This is a genomic window from Candidatus Uhrbacteria bacterium (assembly GCA_016699205.1).
GTDB lineage: Bacteria > Patescibacteriota > Patescibacteriia > 2-12-FULL-60-25 > 2-12-FULL-60-25 > CAIXDN01.
Genome location: CP064964.1, coordinates 359998 through 380840 on the forward strand (window position 1 = coordinate 359998; position 20843 = coordinate 380840).

Annotated in this window: 17 protein-coding genes, 2 tRNA genes and 1 rRNA gene; 7 read left to right on the plus strand and 13 right to left on the minus strand. The window is 51.5% G+C overall.

Features of this window, described 5'->3' with window-relative positions; all coding sequences use genetic code 11:
- Window positions 1-61: 61 nt before the first annotated feature.
- The gene (gene rpmE / locus IPH19_01785; GenBank protein ID QQR61176.1) at window positions 62-349 is read right to left on the minus strand and encodes a 50S ribosomal protein L31; all 288 of its coding nucleotides are present in this window, start codon (window positions 347-349) and stop codon (window positions 62-64) included.
- A gap of 102 nt (window positions 350-451) precedes the next feature.
- On the opposite strand from rpmE, the gene IPH19_01790 reads away from it, so the two are divergent.
- The gene (locus IPH19_01790; protein QQR61177.1) at window positions 452-889 is read left to right on the plus strand and encodes a hypothetical protein; all 438 of its coding nucleotides are present in this window, start codon (window positions 452-454) and stop codon (window positions 887-889) included.
- Window positions 890-928: 39 nt separating this feature from the next.
- Here the strand turns inward: IPH19_01790 and IPH19_01795 are convergent, their stop codons facing one another.
- Genes IPH19_01795 through IPH19_01805 form a run of 3 tightly spaced genes read right to left on the minus strand, consistent with a single transcriptional unit; the run spans window position 929 to window position 3697 of the window.
- Window positions 929-2023, minus strand: coding sequence for a glycosyltransferase family 2 protein (locus IPH19_01795; protein QQR61178.1), 1095 nt, complete (start codon window positions 2021-2023; stop codon window positions 929-931).
- Window positions 2020-2895 (minus strand): hypothetical protein, encoded by an 876-nt coding sequence (locus IPH19_01800; GenBank protein QQR61179.1) that lies wholly within the window; start codon window positions 2893-2895, stop codon window positions 2020-2022. Before IPH19_01800 ends, IPH19_01795 begins: the two co-directional genes overlap by 4 nt.
- Before the next feature lies 1 nt (window position 2896).
- Window positions 2897-3697, minus strand: a complete 801-nt coding sequence (locus tag IPH19_01805; GenBank protein QQR61180.1) for a glycosyltransferase family 2 protein — start codon at window positions 3695-3697, stop codon at window positions 2897-2899.
- Between the two features lie 120 nt (window positions 3698-3817).
- On the opposite strand from IPH19_01805, the gene rfbB reads away from it, so the two are divergent.
- The 5 genes from rfbB to IPH19_01830 all read left to right on the plus strand — a co-directional run bounded on the left by rfbB (window position 3818) and on the right by IPH19_01830 (window position 12157).
- A complete protein-coding gene (gene rfbB, locus IPH19_01810) occupies window positions 3818-4789 on the plus strand; it encodes a dTDP-glucose 4,6-dehydratase (GenBank protein QQR61354.1) in 972 nt (323 codons plus the stop codon).
- Window positions 4790-5405: 616 nt separating this feature from the next.
- Window positions 5406-7031, plus strand: a complete 1626-nt coding sequence (locus IPH19_01815; protein QQR61181.1) for a sugar nucleotide-binding protein — start codon at window positions 5406-5408, stop codon at window positions 7029-7031.
- A gap of 117 nt (window positions 7032-7148) precedes the next feature.
- On the plus strand, window positions 7149-8282 hold the full coding sequence (locus IPH19_01820; protein ID QQR61182.1) for an FAD-dependent oxidoreductase: 1134 nt from the start codon (window positions 7149-7151) through the stop codon (window positions 8280-8282).
- A 57-nt stretch (window positions 8283-8339) separates the two neighbouring features.
- Window positions 8340-10490 (plus strand): hypothetical protein, encoded by a 2151-nt coding sequence (locus IPH19_01825; protein QQR61183.1) that lies wholly within the window; start codon window positions 8340-8342, stop codon window positions 10488-10490.
- A 2-nt stretch (window positions 10491-10492) separates the two neighbouring features.
- On the plus strand, window positions 10493-12157 hold the full coding sequence (locus IPH19_01830) for a peptidoglycan-binding protein (protein QQR61184.1): 1665 nt from the start codon (window positions 10493-10495) through the stop codon (window positions 12155-12157).
- A 13-nt stretch (window positions 12158-12170) separates the two neighbouring features.
- Here IPH19_01830 and IPH19_01835 read toward each other — a convergent pair whose 3' ends face one another.
- Entirely contained in the window at window positions 12171-13208 is a 1038-nt protein-coding gene (locus IPH19_01835) for an AAA family ATPase (GenBank protein QQR61185.1), read from the minus strand.
- Between the two features lies 1 nt (window position 13209).
- Complete coding sequence (locus IPH19_01840; protein QQR61186.1) at window positions 13210-13890, minus strand: nicotinamide mononucleotide transporter; 681 nt, start codon at window positions 13888-13890, stop codon at window positions 13210-13212.
- Window positions 13891-13982: 92 nt separating this feature from the next.
- On the opposite strand from IPH19_01840, the gene IPH19_01845 reads away from it, so the two are divergent.
- Window positions 13983-14056, plus strand: a tRNA-Gln gene (locus IPH19_01845).
- A 42-nt stretch (window positions 14057-14098) separates the two neighbouring features.
- Here IPH19_01845 and IPH19_01850 read toward each other — a convergent pair.
- The 7 genes from IPH19_01850 to prfB form a co-directional block, all read right to left on the minus strand.
- Complete coding sequence (locus tag IPH19_01850; GenBank protein ID QQR61187.1) at window positions 14099-14572, minus strand: hypothetical protein; 474 nt, start codon at window positions 14570-14572, stop codon at window positions 14099-14101.
- Window positions 14573-14672: 100 nt separating this feature from the next.
- A tRNA-Val gene (locus IPH19_01855) sits at window positions 14673-14749 on the minus strand.
- A gap of 97 nt (window positions 14750-14846) precedes the next feature.
- Window positions 14847-15317: a hypothetical protein gene (locus IPH19_01860; protein QQR61188.1), complete on the minus strand. Its 471-nt coding sequence runs from the start codon at window positions 15315-15317 to the stop codon at window positions 14847-14849.
- A gap of 193 nt (window positions 15318-15510) precedes the next feature.
- Window positions 15511-16997, minus strand: a 16S ribosomal RNA gene (locus IPH19_01865).
- A 172-nt stretch (window positions 16998-17169) separates the two neighbouring features.
- A complete protein-coding gene (rsmA, locus tag IPH19_01870) occupies window positions 17170-17985 on the minus strand; it encodes a ribosomal RNA small subunit methyltransferase A (GenBank protein ID QQR61189.1) in 816 nt (271 codons plus the stop codon).
- 1 nt (window position 17986) lies between these two features.
- Window positions 17987-19630 carry a DUF4173 domain-containing protein gene (locus IPH19_01875; protein ID QQR61190.1) on the minus strand — a complete coding sequence of 548 codons (1644 nt, stop codon included), beginning with the start codon at window positions 19628-19630 and terminating at the stop codon, window positions 17987-17989.
- A 41-nt stretch (window positions 19631-19671) separates the two neighbouring features.
- Complete coding sequence (gene prfB / locus IPH19_01880; protein QQR61191.1) at window positions 19672-20805, minus strand: peptide chain release factor 2; 1134 nt, start codon at window positions 20803-20805, stop codon at window positions 19672-19674.
- Window positions 20806-20843: the final 38 nt, after the last annotated feature.

The window sequence follows — 20843 nt, forward strand, 5'->3', positions numbered from 1 at the left end:
AAACCGGCTCAGCGTTCCGGCGTCATGATAACACCGATAACGAAAAAGCCGGTTTAACTACCTAAGCCTTGCTCGCCTTTTTGGCAGCCTTGGTAGCGGCACGCTTGGCCGTCTTGATCTTCTTGGAACCGACGCCTGCGCGGTCTTCCTTGGCCTTGGCGAGGCGGGCGAACTTGTCGATACGGCCTGCGGTGTCGACGAGGTTCTGCTTGCCCGTGTAGAACGGGTGGCAAGCGGAACAAAGTTCTACGCTGATCTCAGGAACGGTAGAACCGACCGTGACAACATTGCCACAGACACACGAGATTTTTGCATCAGCGGTGTACGCTGGGTGGATTTCAGCCTTCATAGGATTGAGCCGTAGGTTAGCAGAAACCTTGGTAAATGGCAAGAGTTTGACTCTGCAGCACTTTTTGGCTTAGATAAGCTGGTTCTTTTATCAGGAGGCTCAATGACCAAAGAAGTGGAAGAGTCGACGTTCATCGAGTTCAGCCGGACGCTGACCGACGCAAAGGCAGGGTTCACGATCGCCGTCTTCATCAAGCTGGGCGAGGATGGCGTGACCATCGGGCACGACTTTGGGACAAGCGACGGGATGACCAATGCTACAGCTCAGGGGCAGATCAGTATCAAGAGTCTCAAGAATCTCCTCGAATTGTGCCGCGATACGAATACTGACGGAGTCGGTGTCGAGACCATGATGCGTGCGTACAACCAGGACACGCGCAGTATGGAGAGCGAGGTGGAGAGCCTCCAGATCTCGTTCGAAGAGCCGTTGAACTTCCGGCCGTTCCTCCTTCAATTTCTACCGATCATCATCAAGGCGGCAGAACTGCTCGACAAGAGCGTTCTTCCCCAGGCGACAAATCCATCGATCGCCAAGTGCTGACTGAAAACGCCCCGCCGATTCTCGTGCGGGGCGTTTCTGTTAGATGACGAGGCGCTTAATCACGAACCAATAGACACGCATCAAGGGATTGCCGATGTAGTCGAGTACGGGATTGCGGACGGCTTCTTCTTGGAATCGGATATCTGCGACAGCGAGCCGGAGTAATTCACGATCGCCAATGGAACGCGTCGCGCGAATTACCTTGCGACGAGCCCTGATCCAGCGCCAGAATTTTGGATCAAACCATTCTCGAATTTGTTTCCATTTCATGTCAGACCAACCGTTTTTGATCGAGAACGCCGTGAGCGCGAGGTCCATAACGAATGCCATTGGAGCGATCAGAAGAAGGGTCCAGAATCGATAATAGGAAAGAACGATCGCCCAGCGATTACGCTCCATCCAGTAGTAATTGATTTTGGCTTTTGCGAATTGATAGTGATGCCAGACAATAGAACGCGGCTCAAGCATGATTTTGTAGCCGCGTGATCGAAGACGCAGAGAAATATCCGTGTCCTCGTGATAGGAAAAGAATTTTTCGTCGAAGAGCGGCTCGCCGCTTAATGCGGAGATACGGACGAGCATGGCGGCACCGGAAGCGTAACCGATTTCTTCACGTGTCACGCGGCACGCTTCACGCGTCATACGGTAATCATTCGAATATCCGAACCCAAGAAAATGGTAGGCGTTTCCTGATGAGTTAATTCGATCACGATCTTGTCCGAGCAGCATGAGCGATTGCACGATGCCGATTTTTTCATCCGACTGTATGCGTTCTACGGCTGTTTTCAAGAACTCGGGATCGACATCGGTATCTTCATTCAAAAGGTAGATGAATTCACAGCCAAGTTCACGAGCTTTCTCGAGGCCGAGATTATTGTTGCCGGAGAAACCGATTTCTTGATCTCGAAAAATATAGGAAATGCGCGGGAGACTTGTTCCGGATTTTGGAAGCCATGTTTGATCAAACCAAGGTTTGATCGGTTCGCGGCTGCCTTTGGACTCGACACAAATAAGCTCTACGGATTCACGCGGATAATCGAGCTTCTCGAGCGAAGACAAGCATCGATCAATGTCCTCGCGGCCATTGCTCGTTGGAAATGTCAGATAGATAATGCCGACTTTTGGGAGACTCATACGAGCATGCGGCTATGCGGAAGACCGAGCTTTTCCAGCTCTTTGCGTCGCTTCCACATGCGAGGAAATGATTTGGCGAGAGAGAATACGGCGCTCACCCAAACGATTGGCGAGGTAATAAATACAAGGAGTGTTCGAGCCAACTCTTGCGTGAGCGATTTCCAAAAATCTGAAAAACCAAGAGAAAGCGCTGCGTGCAGGGTGTAGAGATGATGCTGGTTGATGTAGGCGTGACGACGCAGTAGCGCTGGGCGTTTTCTCTCTGCGATAAAGCGCGCGACAAAACCACTTCCCTCTTCTTTGATTCCGCGTTTGTGCCAGGCGATGGCGAGCGGCTCAAACCAAGCCATGAAACCGGCGCGCTTTAATCTGATCGCGAGATCGACGTCTTCCTTATACATGAACCAGACCGGATCAAAGAGACCGCCGGCTTTCTCGATCGCGGAACGGCGATATATACCGACAGCACCGGAGACACCAAAGACTTCCCCGGATTCTGGATTGGTTTGGCGGTCAACGACGCGCGCAAGACAACGATACTCGAGACCGGTTGTGTCGATCGTTACTCCGTCCATACGATAGACAAGTCCCGTGACGCTTGCGATGCGCTCGTCTGACTCGATGCGCCGCATCGCATGCTCGAGGTATTGCGCATCAAGCTTGGCATCATCGTTTAACAGCATCACAAATGGCGCGTCATGCTGGCGGTAAAGCGCTGCGTGTCCTCCGGCAAACCCGATATTTTCTTCTACGGCATTATCCCGATACCAAACCTCAAAATCACGAAATGTCTGTGCCTCGAGCGAGGCTTTGAGCGCATCAATCGTGTCTTTGCTGTGATACAAAATCACCTGTACGGCAAGTCTCGCCATATCAATACATCACCATGTCAGCGACTTGCGCCGCAATAAGAACAGCGGGACGAGCGGCGCGAATGACCCACACGCGCCAGCCAGGATGCCACTTCTCAAAGTACGAAAGCATCGAACGCATGAAATGCGTTTGCTTCCAAAAGAGATGACGCTGCTTGAAACTCTCCCCGACCAAGTCATGCGCGACAATCGATGGCACGTACATGACTTTCATATTGTGGAAATGCGCACGCTTGCAATAGTCGACTTCTTCAAACCAAATATAGTAACGCTCATCGAGTGTGCCGAGCTTGTCGAGAGCGGTGCGGTTGATCGCGAAGTAGGAACCGCGAACGGTGTCAACGGATTGTTCGTGGTCGGGATTTAGATCGAGAGCGTGGTACTTGTCGAGTAAGCGCGGGAACAGTTTACCGAGCTTGAACATGACAACGAGCTGGTCGCCGATGGTCGGGAAACGTCGGAAATGATGAATTGGTTTTCCGTGTTTGTTGAGAAGTTTGCCGGACACGACGGCGACATCAGGATGTGAATCGAGGTACGCGACCGTTTTGGCGAGCGCATCGGCCTCGACGAGCATGTCGGGATTAAGAAGCAGAATGTGTCGCGAGTTGGAAGCTTCTATTCCTTGGTTGCATGCCTTGGAGAAACCATGATTTTCCGTGTTGGCGATGACGGTGACGTCCGGATAGGAAGCGCGAAGGGCATCGACCGTGCCGTCCTTGGAGTGATTATCGACCACGATGATCTCAATATTGACTCCGACTGCTTTTGCGCAGTGAATCGATATTTTTGAGCAAGACATCGCGCACGTTCCAAGAAACGATGATGACCGCAAGATCTTTTTGGCTTATTTGGGCCATAAATCGTCAATAACCGTAGCATGCTTGGACAAGCCGTCAATCTTGATGAAAAATGCGGACATATGCACTTGCTTGTGACGGGAGGCGCTGGATTTATCGGCTCGAACTTTGTTCGATATTGGTTAGCGAATCATCCGGAAGACAAGGTCACTAATTTGGATGCGCTTACCTATGCAGGTAATCCGCGGAATCTTGATGGGATCGATGGGACCCGCCATACCTTTATTCATGGCGATATACGCGATGTCGCGACCGTTGAGCGAGCGATGGATGGCGTTGAGATGGTGGTGCATTTTGCCGCCGAGTCGCATGTTGACCGATCGATTGATGGTGCGCGCATCTTTTTGGAAACAAATGTACTGGGAACGCATACGCTTCTCGAAGAAGTTCGGCGACGCGGCGAACAGATCAAGCGTTTCCATCATATTTCTACCGATGAAGTTTTTGGGACATTGAATATCAACTCGACGGAAAAGTTTCACGAAGACACGCCTTACGATCCGCGTTCTCCGTATAGCGCATCGAAGGCAGCGAGCGATCATATTGTGCGGTCGTATTTCCATACGCATGGATTGCCCGTGACGATCTCGAACTGTTCGAACAATTACGGCCCGTATCATTTTCCAGAAAAACTGATTCCGCTCATGATCGTGAATGCGATGCGTGATATTCCCCTCCCCGTTTATGGCGATGGCATGAACATTCGCGACTGGATTCATGTTGAAGATCACTGTGCTGGAATCGAGGCGGTGTTATCGAATGGAAAAGTTGGTGAGACGTATTGTCTTGGTGGAAATGCGGAACGACACAATATTGATGTGGTGAAACAGATTCTTGAGCTGACGGGGAAACCGGAGTCGTTGATCAAATATGTGGAGGATCGAAAGGGACATGATCGACGGTATGCGATTGATTCAAGTAAAGCGAAGAAGGAATTGGGGTGGGTGCCGAAGAAGACGTTCGAACAAGGTTTGAAAGAGACGGTTGAGTGGTACAAGAATAATGAGAATTGGTGGAGGCCGTTGGTGAAATAAAATTCAGAACGCCCGCACGGAGTTATCCATGCGGGCGTTGTAGTTGTGGTCAGGGGACTGATCTCGCGGAAGGCGACGAAGCCACCGTCGAAATCACTCATGCCAGCGTAAAACAATGTACGTCTGACCACGATATTTCTGTAGTAGGCCACAAACGTATCTTCTCTGGCGGCTCTGCCATGCAGCTCGAGTGTTGGGTGCATGCGGTGGATTGAAACCCAAACACCCAAAGGCTGCTTTTGCAACAGCCACATGATGAAGGCCGCCGTATTACCCTGGAAGCCGAAGGTACGGAAGTACTCTTGGATCTCATCTTGGTCCACATAGCAACCCGGTGACCAAGTCATTGCCTCGTATCGCTTCCCGGGCTCGTCCCTCATGAAATCACACTGTCTCGTAAGGTCCTCAGGACTGGTGAGCTTGAGCTCTCGCTCAGCGAGCTTTGCCATGTCCTTGGCCGTGACATTCGTCGGAATCTGCACAAAATCCATCACGACTCTCCTTTTCTTCCCTAAATTAGGGACTTGATAAAATAGCTTATTTTTATCGCTTTGTCAACCGTTGACACCTGCTCGAAATGTCGGTGCTTTTGGTGTAAGACAAAGGCTGAAATCGTATGAAAATCCTTGTTTTTGGATCAAAAGGCTTTATCGGCGGGCGCATGCTCGAGACATGGCCGGAAGCCGTAGGGACGGATGCGCGTATCGATGATAAGGCGGCTGTTTTGAAAGCCATCGACGAGCATAAGCCGGATGCCGTCGTGAATGCCGCTGGTCGCACGGGACGGCCGAATGTGGATTGGTGCGAGACGCATCAGGTCGAGACGATGCATGACAACGTGATCGGTGCGTTGATTTTGGCGGAGGCGTGTCAGGAACGCGGAATCTACATGCTGCATCTTTCAAGCGGCTGTGTGTTTTATGGCGACTCCCCTGATCCACGCGGCTGGAAGGAAGATGATCATGCCAATCCGAGCGCGACGTATTCTCGCGCCAAGTACGCAGCCGAGCTTCCGCTCATGACGTATCCAAATGTTTCGATTGTGCGTTTGCGCATGCCGATCGATGAGCGTCCGGGTGAGCGCAATCTCATCGACAAGCTCGCGAAGTACAAACAAGTGATCGACGTGACAAATAGCGTGACCGTTATCAAAGATTTGGTCGATGTTTGCTATCAGCTCATTCAGCGCAAAGCGACGGGTATTTTCCACGCCGTGAATCCGGGCATCATGCGTCATCGTGATTTGATGAGCTTGTACCGAGAACTTGTCGACCCAAATCACCAGACCGAGTGGATTACGGAACAAGATTTGGTTGCGAAAGGATTGGCTACAAAGAAACGTTCCAACAACATCATGCAGAGCGATCGCTTGAAGGCGCTCGGGATTGAGATGCGTCCGATTGATATCGCTTTGCGCGATACGATGATGAAGTATGCGGCTACGAAACGCGCGAGTGAGAGACCGGCTGTGCCGAGTTTTCTCGCAAGTCCTCAACAGAATATGGATCGGAACAATGCACCATCAACAACGAAGCGGATGAAGGGCGTTATTCTTGCAGGCGGAAAAGGTACGCGACTCGCGCCGCTTACAAATATTACGAACAAGCATCTGCTCCCCGTTGCTGATAAGCAGATGGTGCTCTATCCCCTTCAGACGCTGCTTGATGCCGGGATTCGCGAGATCCTGATTGTAACCGGACCTGACCATGCAGGACATTTCATGAACTTGCTCGGAAGCGGTTCCAAACTTGGATGCCGACTTACGTATCGTGTTCAAGATGAGGCTGGAGGCATTCCACATGCACTCGCCTTGGCTGAAGACTTTGTCGGTGATGACCATGTGACCGTCATCCTTGGCGACAATATCTTTGAAGATAATTTCTCGGCTCCGATCAGCTCATTCCAGAGCGGCGCGGTTACTTTCTACAAAGCTGTACCTGATGCACACCGTTTTGGCGTGGTTGAAATCGATGCATACGGACATGTGATCTCGATCGAAGAAAAACCACAAAATCCTAAAACGAACTTCGCGCAGGCTGGCCTCTACATCTATGACAGCGGCGTCTTTGACATCATCCGCCATCTCCGACCATCGGGACGCGGCGAGCTTGAAATTGTCGATGTGAACAATGCGTATTTACAGAAGCGACAGCTCGTCGCTAAGCCGGTCCGTGGATTCTGGACGGATGCGGGAACGTTTGAGAGTCTCCAGCGCGCCAACGAGTATTTCTCAAAAAAGTAGTCTTGTCATTCCAGCGAAGGCTGGAATCCAGTCCAGCTCATCAGAACATTTATTCGATCTAGCTCAGCTGGATTCCCGTTTTCACGGGAATGACATAAGAGCTGATATACTCTCCCCATGTCCAAACGTATTGTCATTATCGGAGGCGGTTTTGCTGGATTACGTGCCGCGGGCTTGCTCGCTAAACGCGGTAACGATTTCAAGGTCATCTTGATTGACATGCGCCACGAGTTTACATTCTCGCCTTGGCTTATCGACGCATTAGCGGGTGAAAAATCAGCCAAAGAATACACGATCGACCTTGAAACGATTTCAAAACGCGATGGCTTTACCTTTATTCAGGGTGTTGCGAACCGTATCGATCGAGAGGCAAAAACGGTCGATGTCCAGGATGAGAAAGAGATGCGCAGCATCGGTTATGATTGCCTGATTAATTGCCCTGGCGCAAAGACGGCCTACTATAATATTCCAGGCGCTAAAGAGCATTCATTGCCGCTTAAAACGACTGATGATGTCAGTGTCATTCATCAGCGCATCGAGGATTTGGTTGCCAAAGGAACGGCTCTCAATATCGCTGTTGTAGGAGCGGGTCCAAGCGGCGTTGAAAGCCTGTTTGCGTTGCGATCCTTTGTGGATCAAGCCTGTGCAAAAGCCGGAAAGCCAGAAATAGCCAAGGCTTCCGCCTTTAGTCTCGTGCAGGGAGCTCCGCAAATCTTGCCCGGATTCCCAAATACGATTGTCGATGGATCGATGCGCGAGCTGGGCGCCAAGGGTTTTCGCGTGTATCTCGGTGAACCCGTGTCGGAAGTAACCAGTGAAGTTGTCAAAACGAGCAAGGGCTCCGTTATTCCAGCGAATCTTGTCTTGTGGTGTGCCGGCATTGAAGCGAATCTCGTTCCTGTTGAGCCGACCGTGATCGCGGATCGGGCTGGGTATGCCATCGATAGAAACTTAGCGATTGAACCAATGGTCTTTTCCGGCGGTGATGCCGCGAATTACAAGGAAACGAATGTCGTTATCCCCAAGAATGCACAGACCGCTATGCCGATGGGTCTGTGTTTGGCAGAAAATGCCGCTCGAGCTTGCCAGGATTTGCCACCCATCAACTTTACGTATGCCAATCGAGGTAACTTGATTCGTTTGGGTGAAACAGGTTTCTTGGATTTTCGCTTATTTTGCGTAAAAACATCACTTGCACCACGCATTCGTAATTGGTTTTATAAGATACGCTTCACACAAATGGATAGCTAAACTATCCACAGGGAAAAATTTATAGAATTTTTATGCTCGGCATGCTATTTTATCTGCATGAAATCGATCTTCTTAAGGTTGCTCTTGGTATTAGGTTCCCTCGTTTCTTGGCTAGCATTTCCACTACTCGCTTGGGCCATGTCAGCGACGAATGTCCAGCCGGCAAACCTTGTAAAAAGCAACCGTACGACGGTGACACTCACCTTCACGATTGCTGCATCTCTTCCGGCTGACGGAAAGGTAAAGACCATCTTCCCAGCAGGCTTTTCCGTTGCTTCGGCATCAAATGGAACATGCTCAACGATGAACGGCGGATTCTTCACATCTGTTTCCGGTCAAACCGTTACCATTACACGTGATGGGAGCGGAACATTGGAACCGGTAGGTGCGCAGACCTGCACAATCAGCAATATCTCCAATCCTTCATCAACGGGGAGTGCTGGGCTATACACCATCCAAATCACAAACTCCTCCGATACCGTGCTCGACCAGGATACCGCTGTCACCGCAGACACGATCGTTGCGACTGGAACAATCTCCGTTACAAACGTTATTCCGGAAAATCAAGTCGCGAATACCGTTAGCCGCTACACAGCAAACTTCACCACCGTTAACAATCTGAGCGCCGATGGGCGGATTAAACTCACATTTCCCCCTGGTTTTGATGTTTCCGGTGCTCATAGCCCTCACTGTTCCACAATGGATGGTGCTTTTTCAGTTTCAACATCCGGGCAAGACGTCTTGATTTCTCGTAGTGCGACGGGGACCTCGCAGCCTGGAGCCGCTGAATCGTGCTTTGTTCGCGGTATTAAAGCGCCAGCAGACCCCACAACGAACGCTGGCGCGTACGCCATCGAGACGCAAGACGGTTTAGGTAATCCGACCGACTCTACATCCACCATTCTTGGCGATTCCTTTTTTGCTTCAACAACGCTTACAACCACCAATGTTGCCCCTGCCTCACTTATCGCCGGCGCCGTTACCCTCAATACCATCACATTTACAACGGTAACAACGACGCCGATTGGCGCCAAAATTCGTATCACCTACCCGAGCGGCTTCACTCTTCAGTCCACATCAACAGCCGACTGTACAACGATCGCCGGAACGGAAACCACGAGCATTACTGGCAATATCATCACGATACAGACAAATATCACAGCCGGTGAAGCCGCTGGCGCCGAAAGCTGTACGCTCACTGGCGTCATGAATCCCACGGTAAGCGGTTCAACCGGCGTTTACTCAATCGAAGTACTCGATGAATCAACGGATAATAATGTTGTTGCAAGCAATCTTGCGGTAACAGCGGACACGATCACGCCGGGCACGCTTACCGCGACGGACATCGCACCGGAAAATCTTGTCACGAGCTCAACGCAGTTACATACGGTTCTTTTTACGACCGTAAACCCGATCCCAGCAGACGGAAAAATCATCATCTCGTATAACGCCGGATTCTCCACTACCTCATCCAATAGCGCTACTTGTTCCGGCCTCGATGGATCGATTACGACGACAACGAGCACAAACCAAATTATTCTTACACGATCCGGCGGAACAACGTCGACTGCTGGCGGCTCTGTGGAATGTCTGATTCGCGATGTCAGAAATCGACAAACGGCCGGCGCGAGCGGTTTTTACAATGTAACAACGACGAATGCAGCGATGACAGCGATTGATTGGGCGCCCGTAGCCGCCGATACCTATATCGCTCCGGTAGCGCTTACCGCTGGCAATGTTCAGCCTGTCAGCCTTGTACAAAGCGTGATCAATGACCACGATATCGAGTTCACTTCAAGCGTAAACATCCCGCAGGAAGCCGTGATCCGTATTACGTATGGCGCTGGTTTTAACCTTACAGGAGCCGCGAGCAGCTCCTGCGCCGGAATTGATGGCGACTTGAGTATGAGTACAAGCGGCCAAACACTTATTCTCACACGAAACGCCTCTGGAACAACTATTGGTGCGTCCGCGAGAACTTGCCGCGTGCTTGGTATTAGGAATCCGACTACAGCAGGTTCAACCGGCACTTATACCATCACCGTCTTTGATAAAAGCGGTGTCGTGATGGGTACGGTTGCGGCTACCGCAGATACCATCACTGTTCCAGGCACGCTCACCGCTCCCGATGTCAGTCCGGCGAGCCTTGTTTCGGCAACATTGATCCTGACACACTTCTTGTTGGTGCAACGGGGACAGCCAGCCTAACCTTGAGTGCAACGAACCGTATTCCGCAAGATGGAAAATTTGATATATCATTCCCTGCCGGCTACTACATCGGCGCCGTTGCAACGAGCACGATCTCTTGTAGCGGCTTAACTGGCACACTCACCTATTCTGTCTCGGGACAGACCATAACAGCGCTACGCGTTGGCGGCACCACATCGACGGAGAGCCCTTCCATCTCCTGCTTGATCCCAGATGTCCGAAACCCATTAATCAGCGGTTCTGCTGGAACTTACTCATTGCGCACCAAGTCTTTTGGCGATATCACCATCGACGAGAACACCGCCATCTCCGCGGACAGCTTCTCTTCTTCCGGGACACTTACTTCCACGAACGTTCAGCCGACAAGCCTTGCTGTTAACGCAACAACTAACAACACGATTAGCTTTACTCAAGCGCTTGGTATTCCAGCGAGCGGCACCATTCAAGTCACCTATCCTGCAAGCTTTGTATTGTCCTCCGTTTCAGGCGCCTCATGCTCAAGCTTGGACGGCACTATTACAGCCAGTGTAAGCAGCACAACTGTTATTCTCACCCGTTCCGGAGGCACAGCTGAACCTGCCGGACCCCAAACCTGTACGATCACGGGCGTGAAAAATCCATCAGGCGCAGGGTCTGCTGGTACTTACGGAATTGCTACCTATACATCTGACGACCTGCTGATCGAGCAAGATGCGTCCGTGTCAGCAGATACCTTTACTAGCGGCTCGACGAGCGGCGGTGGAGGCGGAGGCGGAGGTTATAGCGGCCCGATTACCACCACCTTCCAGACATCAGGCGATACGACTGCTATTCGCGCTCAAATCGAGGCGCGCCTCAAAACACTACCAGTTGCCGTACATACACTGATCAAGCTGCCAGACGACAAGAACCCTAAGACGCAAGAAGACAGCGCCGTCTACTACGTGGGCGCTGATGGACTTCGTCACGCCTTCTCAAATAGCAAAACGTATTTTTCTTGGTACTGCGACTTTGGGGGCGTGCAGGTCGTCAACGCCTCGACCATGGCCTCTATCGGACTGGGCAAGAATGTCCCCTATCGACCTGGCATGCGCTTGGTAAAATTTACGACTGACTCCAAGGTCTACATCGTAACCAAGGGAGGTATTCTCCGAGCGATTCCAAGCGAAGCCTTTGCTAAACAACTCCTTGGAGACACGTGGAACAAGCAGATCGATGATATCTCCGATGCCTTCTACACGGATTACATTTTTGGAGCAGAAGCGGTCACGGTGAGTGAATTTACGCCTTCTGCGCTAGCAAAAACCGTTACCTATCCAAGCGATAGTTTGCGTATCATCGGAAATACGGAGAGCGGGGTTCTTACGAGCTTACCGGTCTGCTCGACCAACTCCCCCGCCGCTTCCCAGCCGAGTACCTCAGCATTCAAGCGTCCGACCACCATTCCATCCGGCTTCACCTTCACGACAAATCTCTCAACCGCTTCACCCTCATCAACAGAGATCCGCTATCTCCAATACGTTCTTATCGCTCTGGGTAGCACGATCTATCCCGAGCAGCGGTCAACCGGGAACTTTGGTCCAGCTACGGAAGCTGCCCTCAAAAACTTCCAGCGAGCAAATGGGATTGAAGCTAGTGGTCAAACAGATGCGGCGACACGCAACAAACTCAATGCATTAATCAAATAACAAAAACTCCCGCCTAGGCGGGAGTTTTTGTTTGCAGGAGACGATCGACGGCTTTGCAGGCTTGATCAAATCGCTGCTGCCAGTTGCCAGAAATTTTTACGAATGGGCGGCCTCGGCGGATCAATTCCATTTCCAGCCACTTATGATGCGCTTCGCGCTTTTCTTGCTCGGGCATCGCGCGTTGATGATCATCGACCCAAGGCGTGTCGGGCGATAAGAGGATGTAGAGATCATATTTGCGGCGCTCGGCTTCTGTCGCAATCCAGTCAGGGCATTTACCGAAGAAGAAATCGGACCAGTAAACCGTTGTAATGAGATCGGTGTCGCAGAATAGGAGACGGTTGGCTCGGCGGGCCATCGCGTCTTCCGTAACGATTTGCCCGCGGGCAATGGTTGCGATGTCTTCTTCACGAACTTCACCTGGTTTATATCCGCGATTTGCTACATATTCATCGAGGAGACGGCGGGCGTATTCATCGACAAAAGGCGTTTCGTATTTCTCTGCCAAGAGTTTGGCCATGGTTGATTTTCCGACCGATTCCGGACCAACGAGACAGACACGTTTTACAAAGTAAGGCCGAACAACGGAAGGAATATATTTCCAGTTCTCCATCGGATCGGTGCGTACGGCGGTTCCGGAAACAGGTACCAGGTCGCGCAAGCGGTTTACCGGGATATATTGGATTCCCATTTTTTCTGCCATCTTCCAGCCGTAGTCCTCGGAACCAAAGAGGGCGTCGAATTCTTCATCGGGGCAATGGCGCTTGATGCTGCCGTTCCAAATCGACCAAAAGTTTGGGTCCTCGGAAGGATCTTGCGGAATATCGATGTAGTGGTGGACGACATTGGCCGCGGGAAACATTTCTTTCACCCATTGGAAGCGCACCTCGCCCGGGATCGGCTCTGTCGGGAGCGAGCAGACGAGGATCGTAAGACGCTGGCACGATTGCTGTGCAAAACGAAGGAGATGGATGTGGCCGTCATGCAACGGCATGAATTTTCCAAAGACGAGGCCGGAGCCAAGCTTTTTTCCCGGGATCATTTTTTCCATATTAGGTGGTAGGATAGGCGACTTCAGGAGCTTTGGCGTGACGATCGAGGGCGCGTTTCCAGGCGATAAGGCCCGAGACAGCCAAAACGAGGAAAACAACGTATTCAAGGGCGATAAACTTCACATCTTTCACGTAATAGAGCCCGATGCCGATGATGTCGACGAGGATCCAGAGATACCAGCATTCAAGTTTTTTCTGAGCCATCAATATGGTAGCTGCAAAGCTCATGACGGTTGTGAAGGAATCGAGGTATGGGTAATCCGCTGGGACTGTGAAAAGCGAAGGGAGGAGCGTATGGATCTGAGCCATCAATGAGCCGAGGACCAAGGTTCCAATCGCGATAGCCGCAACATAGATTACGTTCTCGCGAGTTGAAGCTCGTAGCACCTTTAAGCCCTTGCCCGTCTCCCCTGCTTTTACCTGCGTCCACGCCCACCAGCCGTAGAATCCAGTAACGAAGAAGTACGCTTGTTCCACCATGTCTGAGTAGAGCTGGATTTGATAGAACAAGATGAAAAAGAGAATTACGGCGACGATGCCGACTGGCCAGCTGAGCACCTTGCGCTTGGCTGTCAGATAGACCGACCAAATATTGAGGATGGTTCCGAAGAACTCCAGATAGCTCATCGGGTAGCCCATGAAGGTGAAGAGCGTGGTGTCGATCGAGAAAAGATTTATCATATGTGTATAAATTACACTAAGTATATTTCCATGTCAAACACTCTCCCTTGGGTTGACTCCCCGACCGCTTTTCCGTATCATCTTGGCACCGTTCCGAGATCGTCTAACGGTAGGACTAATGCCTCTGGAGCATTGTATCTTGGTTCGAATCCAAGTCTCGGAGCCATCAAAAACCCCGCCTAATGGCGGGGTTTTTGATTGTAGGTTTTTAGTTGCTAGGAAGTGTGTTGGTCGGAATGGCGGAACCTTCTACTGGCATGATCTTTTTCATCATCGCTTCAGCGGAAGGAGATTCTTGGGAGCCAAGTACTTTGTCGAGCTTGCCGTCGATGCGGCGCATGAGCTCTTTGAGCTCGGCGACGTCAGCGCGGGTGGCGTTCTGTCTGGACAAGGCTTCTGCCTGAGCGCTTTGCTGCGCTTCCACGGACTGGAACGCTACGGCACCCGTCACAACAAGGGCAAGCGAGGTGATGAGCGCAGCGGCCCACATGTGGGTAGAGCCGCGGGAAGCGATGAATGCGTGATGGTCGCCGAGGCTCGAGACCGGACCAACGTATTTTACGCGGCAGGTCGGACCAGAGCAGCCTTCATGACTGCAGGTAGAGCCGGGTCCACAAGGAGCCGGAGAGGCGGCGGCCTTCATAGAGCGGCGGCGGGGCTTGGTAACAGGAGCGTCGGACATACACGCGAAAGGACTTTGATTTTGATGATTTAGTTATGGCTGTATTATACCATTCCAAACTTCCCCATGCAAAAACCCGCCTTATGGGCGGGTTCAAGCATGGTGCGCGCACGTAGATTCGAACTACGGACCTTCACAATGTCAATGTGACGCTCTAACCAACTGAGCTATGCGCGCAAAACAACGTGCCGAGATATTAGCGAACGGCTGCAATATCGTCAACGGAAAAGACAAACCCCGGTCCAATGCACTCGGGCCGGGGTGTCAGGAGCCTCTAGGCGAGGCTGGTGATGAAGGTGTAGAGGTAGGACTCGAGGTCCTTCTTGTGGACGGGCTTCTCGTCGACGAAGGCCTGTTTGGCCTCGATCTCAGCCTTGCGAGCATCGTCGAGCGCTCCGGTGAGGACGAGGCGCCAGATGAGCTTGGTTCCGAGCCTCTCGTCGAGCCTGTCGATGAGCACGGCGCCGGTCATGAGGGGCATGTCGTAGTCGGTGAGCAATCCCCACTCGGCCTCTGGCTCGATAGCCAAGATGAGCTCGACGCTCTTGATGGCTTCCGGACCACTGTGCACGACGATCGTCTCGATGCTGCGGCCGCACTCGAGGAAATATCTACCGACGATGCGCATGTAGCTCCTGGTTACGAGCGCGTCATCATCCACGATCAGAAAGTACGCTTTTCCCATTTCTAGAACCTCCAGGTTTGCGGGACGTGTTTGTTTACCACTTCTTGAAGCTTTTGTCAATCGGACGATGCAACGCAAAAACCGCCCGGAGGCGGCTTCTTACTGCGGCTTAGGCAATAGAAGAGTGATTGGAGGATACTGGTCTCTGTAATTGAATCTACTTATTCATGACACCTTCGAGGATGTCACGAATAGTTTAGAATCGACCTTCGGTTGTTGAAGTCAGCACATGGCTGAACTTAAAACTCCCTAGAAAGGAGGTGATCCATCCACAGCTTCCGCTACGGATGCCTTGTTACGACTTCGTCCCTATCGCTGACTCTACCTTCGTCCCCTCATCGGGGCCTTCGGGCATATCCAACTCTCTTGACTTGACGGGCGGTGAGTACAAGACCCGAGAACGTATTCAACGCCCCGTGGCTGATAGGCGTTTACTAGCAAATCCGGCTTCATGGGGGCGAATTGCAGCCCCCAATCCGAACTGGGGCCAGGTTTGGTGGGATTAGCTCCGCCTTGCGGCTTGGCAACCCATTGTCCTGGCCATTGTAGCACGTGTGTAGCCCTAGGTGTAAGAGCCATGCTGATTTGACGTCATCCCCACCTTCCTCCCCGTTATCCGAGGCAGTCTCTCGTGAAAAAGCAACACGAAATGGGGGTTGCGCTCGTTACCCGACTTAACGGTACATCTCACGACACGAGCTGACGGCAACCATGCAGCACCTGTACAGCACCCTCGAAGGCGGCCGATGTTTCCACCAGCTTGCAGCTGTATGTCAAACCTAGGTGAGGTTCCTCGCTTACCATCGAATTAAACCACATGCTCCTCTGCTTGTGCGGGTCCCCGTCTATTCCTTTGAGTTTTAGTCTTGCGACCGTACTCCCCAGGCGGGATGCTTAATGCGTTAGCTATTTTAACCGACTCCGGGAGGGTCGATACTCCCGAAATCTAGCATCCATCGTTTAGGGCGTGGACTACAGGGGTATCTAATCCCTTTCGCTCCCCACGCTTTCGTCCCTGAGTGTCAGCAATGTTCCAGTACGCTGCCTTCGCATTTGGTGTTCTTACAGATATTAACGCATTTTACTACTACACCTGTAATTCCGCGTACCTCTCCCATGCTCGAGCTGATCCGTATCGTTGGCGGTGTTAGAGTTGAGCCCCAACATTTAACCAACGACGTGAAAAGCCACCTGCGGACCCTTTACGCCCAATAAATCCGGATAATGCTTGAGGTCTCTGTATTACCGCTGCTGCTGGCACAGAGTTAGCAACCTCTTATTCTTCAGGTACCGTCATGATTCGTCCCTGACAAAAGCAGTTTACGGACCGAAGCCCTTATTCCTGCACGCGGCGTCGCTCGGTCAGGCTTTCGCCCATTGCCGAATATTCCAGACTGCAGCCACCCGTAGGTGTCTGGGCAGTGTCTCAGTCCCAGTGAGGGGGGTCGTGCTCTCACACCCCCTACCCGTCATAGCCTTGGTGAGCCATTACCTCACCAACTAGCTGATAGGCCATAGGCTCCTCTCGTAGCGTCTTGCGACTTTACTCTTGCGAGACCATCGTGGAATTAGCGTCCCTTTCGGAACGTTATGCCCGACTACGAGGCAGATACCAATGTGTTACGCACCCGTTTGCCACTAACCATTCAAAGTATTGCTACCGTAAATGATTCGTTCGACTTGCATGCCTTAGGCACGCCGCCAGCATTCATCCTGAGCCAGGATCAAACTCTCAGTTAAAACCCACAACGTCCCTGGCGGAACGTTGGGATCAAAGGATAGACCAGATCTTTCCAATCACTCTTCTATTGTCAAAGCGTCGCAGGAGAGTCCACAGGTTATCCGCGGAGTTCTCAAGATGTGCGGGAAGTTTAGAGAAATGCGCCGTAGCTGTCAAGGGTTTGAAATCTCTTTATTTTTCCGCTTGGCTTAGGGCCAAAGTTAGATCACGCCATTGGTCTGGGGAAAGGTCCTCTGCGCGAATCTTGGCGGAAATGCCTAATTCCTCTAGCTGATTGCCCTTGATTCCCAGGTTGGAAGCCAAGAGTTTGCGAGGATGGGCAAAGCCTTTCTTGGCCAGAGCCATGATGTACTCAGGGTCGATGCCCCAAATCGCCACGCGCTCCTCAATGGACATAGGACTTACTCTTAGGACGGCTGACTCGACTTTAGGTGGCGGAAAAAATGCTCCTTGCGCAACACGTCTTACAAGACGCGTTTCATGCGATGCATACGCGACCATCAGCGAGAGCAGCGACTGTTTTTTATTCCGTGCAACAATTCTCTCCGCGACTTCACGCTGGATTAATACTACTAAATTATTAGGCGGATTTTTTGCGTAGAGTGCTTTGCGGATCGCGAGTGATGTTATCGAGTACGGAAGGTTGGAAACAAATTTCCACTCCCCTTCTCCGACTACAGCATCCCAATCGAGTTTTTCGGCATCGCCTTGCGTGATGTTCAAGTGTGCCGGGCATTTGTTTTCAAGATAGCCGATGAAGCGGCGGTCGCGTTCAATCGCCCTTACCTCTGCACCGACCTCAATTAAGGCACCTGTCAGTACACCGAGTCCTGGGCCGATCTCAAGCACCTGATCTCCTGGCTCGATTTCTGCCTCCTCGACGATCGAGGCGAGCGTGGTTTTATCGATCAAAAAATGCTGGCCGAGACCTTTATTGGCCCCGCCGCCGAATTGGGCTAGAACAGCCTTGATTTCCGTAGGATTCATTCTAAAATCGGGAGAGTGCCTCTAAGGCTCGGGCATTGCTCATGGTCCATTGGCGGGCATCGGATAAAGCACTCTTCAATCCCGCCTGATAAAATACACGGATTCCGGAATTTAAATCCGTTAAATAGCATTCCGTGGGAGCTGGTCTGAACCAATCCGTCATATACTCAGCCGTCTCATTGTTGTATTCGTCGTACTGGGCTGGGCTGACAGAAAGCTTGTAACGATTTCTGGTGGCTTCGTTGAATGCATCGAGTTGTGTTTTTGCCTGTTCGTATTTTTTGGCCGAAGCTCTCAGGAACAGAATTAGCTGCGTATTCATGCGACCGCAATCGATTTTCTCATCCGCCGACTGACTTTTCAACCAGGCGAGATAGGCGGGCATCGCGTCCGACGAGAGCGTAGCTGGGTAGAAGTAGTCAGCCTGGACAAGCTCGGTAGCTGAGCGATTCGCATTCCAATTGACGACCACGGATTCATAGTTGAGCAACAACATGGCTGAAAACGCATACAGACAGCCGAGGGCAAGGAATTTTAAAACCGATTCAAATGAAGCTTTGGCCGCAATCCAAGCACCAAAAACAAGCAAGCCAACTGCCGCAAGAATCAATCCTGTGAATGCCCAGAAACGGAGAACGCTCATGCCGTAGGCGTCGATGTAGAGCGTGAAGCGCTTCATCGCAGAAGCGATTACGATCAAGGATTGGAGGATGAGTCCAAGGGAGAGCAGACGGACCGCGAGAGATTTAAATCGGGTGAGATGGCCAATTCCGCAAATAATCGCAAAGACAAATACTGAGACGGTGAAGAGCTGGAAGAATCCTTCGCGTGCATAACTTGCATACGTGATTCCGTACGACTCAATTATTTCTTTTCCTCCAAAGAAATAGACAAACTGGAAGGCGATGAATCCAAGAAAAAGCAGGTTCAAAGCCGAGAGAAAAGACGTGCTTGCAATCGAATAGCCTTCCGGTTTTTGCTCCAACCATCGAGGTTCTCGTTTATGCTCGATGCGAGTGATGTTACTCCAGAGAAATCTAAGTAGATAGTAACCGATGATGATATCGGCCATGACTTGAACGTAAAGTTTTGCCGGATTCTGAATATCGATGATTTCACGCAATACTTTGCCCAGTAACGCGTCAGCCGAGATAAACAGGGCCAGGAAGATCAGCAGGAACGGGACAGCGATTGCCGCCCCGATCAACACTTGGCGCCCCTGCGTAGAGAAAGACAGCTTGGAGGCAGGACCTGCTCCTTCAATCGGAACGAGCGTCTCCATAAATAAACGACTCGGCCAAAACGATGGCAGCGTTTTTAGAGATGTCTTGGGCGCAAATAGCCAATAGGAAAAGAGAGCCAGGCTTACAACCGTAAGCAGCTGGCCAAGCGACTGAACAACGTCATTTGAGTAGAGCAGGTCCGAGATCAGCCCGAGCACCAACGGACCGAGAAAGGCGTAGGCCCAGAGATTCTGCGACTCTGCATGCACTTGCCTGACGATAATAAGCAGGAGCGTGATCAATGTGATAAAAAGCGCAAAAGGCCATCCAAACGGATACTCATAGACGAGCGCATGAAAGACGCCCGTTAATACGATCGCAGAGGCAATCACGAGATAAGCGAACCGCATTTCTCTGTTCATATATTCCATCAATATCCCACTGTCGCTACATTGGCAACATTTTATTCCTCCTCATTCAATTCCGCACGCAAATCTCTCCCCTCTGCCTGCGCGCGAAGATAGCCTTCCACAAAGCGGTCGAGATCACCGCCAAGCACGGCATCGGTATCAGCCGTTTCAACGCCTGTGCGATGGTCTTTCACCATATGATACGGGTGAATGACATAGGAACGGATCTGGCTCCCCCACTCAGCGCTTTGATATTCTCCGCGAAGCTTGAGTTTTTCTTTCTGTAATTCTTCTTCTTTGAGTTTCAGGAGCTTGGACTTCAAGATCTTCATCGCGGTTTCGCGATTTTGGGTTTGGGAACGCTCGTTCTGGCATGTAACCGTGATCTTGGTCGGGATATGGACAATACGGACGGCGGAATAGGTCGTGTTTACCGACTGACCGCCTTTGCCGCCGCTCATAAAGGTATCGATGCGGAGATCTTTAGGATCAATCTCGATATCAATGCTTTCGTCGATTTCCGGAACGACTTCGACAAGCGCGAAAGAGGTCTGACGGAGAGCATCGGAGTTAAAGGGCGATTGGCGGACGAGGCGATGAACGCCGTGCTCCGACTTCAAGTGGCCGTAGGCGTAGCGACCGGTAATTTCAAACGTAGCCGATTTGATACCGGCTTCTCCGCCGCGGGATTCATCAAGCAGACGGACATGCCAGCCTTTGTTCTCGGCGTATCGGAAGAACATGCGCATGAGCATCTCGGCCCAGTCCTGAGCATCGGTACCGCCGGCGCCAGCGTGGATCGAAAGGATGGCGTTTTTCTCGTCGTAATTACCAGAGAAAAGCAGGGTGAATTCCAGATCGATGTAATGCTTCTCAAGTTCACCGAGACGCTTCTCGACATCTGCAGAGACAGACTCATCCTTATCGGCGATCGCCATGCCGAGCAATTCCTGATTATCCATGATCGCCATCCGGATATTGTTCCAAGAATCGTATTCCTTTTTGAGCTCAGCAAGCTCTTGGGATTCGCGCTTGGCGCGGTCCTGGTCGCTCCAAAAATCCGGAGCATTACTCTCGGCTTCCAGGGCAGCCATTTCTTTCTTTACGGCATCCAATTGCAAGATGCGCCAAGCCTCGTCAATCTTGGAGCGCAGTGCGTCGGCACGGGCAAGCAAATCACCTAACATGGGGCTTACTATCGCAAAAAACCGGTCTTTCGACAACC

Excerpts from the sequence above, each read along its gene's own strand:
- IPH19_01820 (QQR61182.1), top strand. The coding sequence starts at position 7,149 with ATGTCCAAACGTATTGTCATTATCGGAGGCGGTTTTGCTGGATTACGT.
- IPH19_01800 (QQR61179.1), bottom strand. The coding sequence starts at position 2,895 with ATGGCGAGACTTGCCGTACAGGTGATTTTGTATCACAGCAAAGACACG.
- IPH19_01875 (QQR61190.1), bottom strand. The coding sequence starts at position 19,630 with ATGAACAGAGAAATGCGGTTCGCTTATCTCGTGATTGCCTCTGCGATC.
- rfbB (QQR61354.1), top strand. The coding sequence starts at position 3,818 with ATGCACTTGCTTGTGACGGGAGGCGCTGGATTTATCGGCTCGAACTTT.
- rsmA (QQR61189.1), bottom strand. The coding sequence starts at position 17,985 with ATGAATCCTACGGAAATCAAGGCTGTTCTAGCCCAATTCGGCGGCGGG.
- IPH19_01815 (QQR61181.1), top strand. The coding sequence starts at position 5,406 with ATGAAAATCCTTGTTTTTGGATCAAAAGGCTTTATCGGCGGGCGCATG.
- IPH19_01840 (QQR61186.1), bottom strand. The coding sequence starts at position 13,890 with ATGATAAATCTTTTCTCGATCGACACCACGCTCTTCACCTTCATGGGC.
- rpmE (QQR61176.1), bottom strand. The coding sequence starts at position 349 with ATGAAGGCTGAAATCCACCCAGCGTACACCGCTGATGCAAAAATCTCG.
- prfB (QQR61191.1), bottom strand. The coding sequence starts at position 20,805 with ATGTTAGGTGATTTGCTTGCCCGTGCCGACGCACTGCGCTCCAAGATT.
- IPH19_01790 (QQR61177.1), top strand. The coding sequence starts at position 452 with ATGACCAAAGAAGTGGAAGAGTCGACGTTCATCGAGTTCAGCCGGACG.
- IPH19_01805 (QQR61180.1), bottom strand. The coding sequence starts at position 3,697 with ATGTCTTGCTCAAAAATATCGATTCACTGCGCAAAAGCAGTCGGAGTC.
- IPH19_01795 (QQR61178.1), bottom strand. The coding sequence starts at position 2,023 with ATGAGTCTCCCAAAAGTCGGCATTATCTATCTGACATTTCCAACGAGC.
- IPH19_01850 (QQR61187.1), bottom strand. The coding sequence starts at position 14,572 with ATGTCCGACGCTCCTGTTACCAAGCCCCGCCGCCGCTCTATGAAGGCC.
- IPH19_01825 (QQR61183.1), top strand. The coding sequence starts at position 8,340 with ATGAAATCGATCTTCTTAAGGTTGCTCTTGGTATTAGGTTCCCTCGTT.
- IPH19_01835 (QQR61185.1), bottom strand. The coding sequence starts at position 13,208 with ATGGAAAAAATGATCCCGGGAAAAAAGCTTGGCTCCGGCCTCGTCTTT.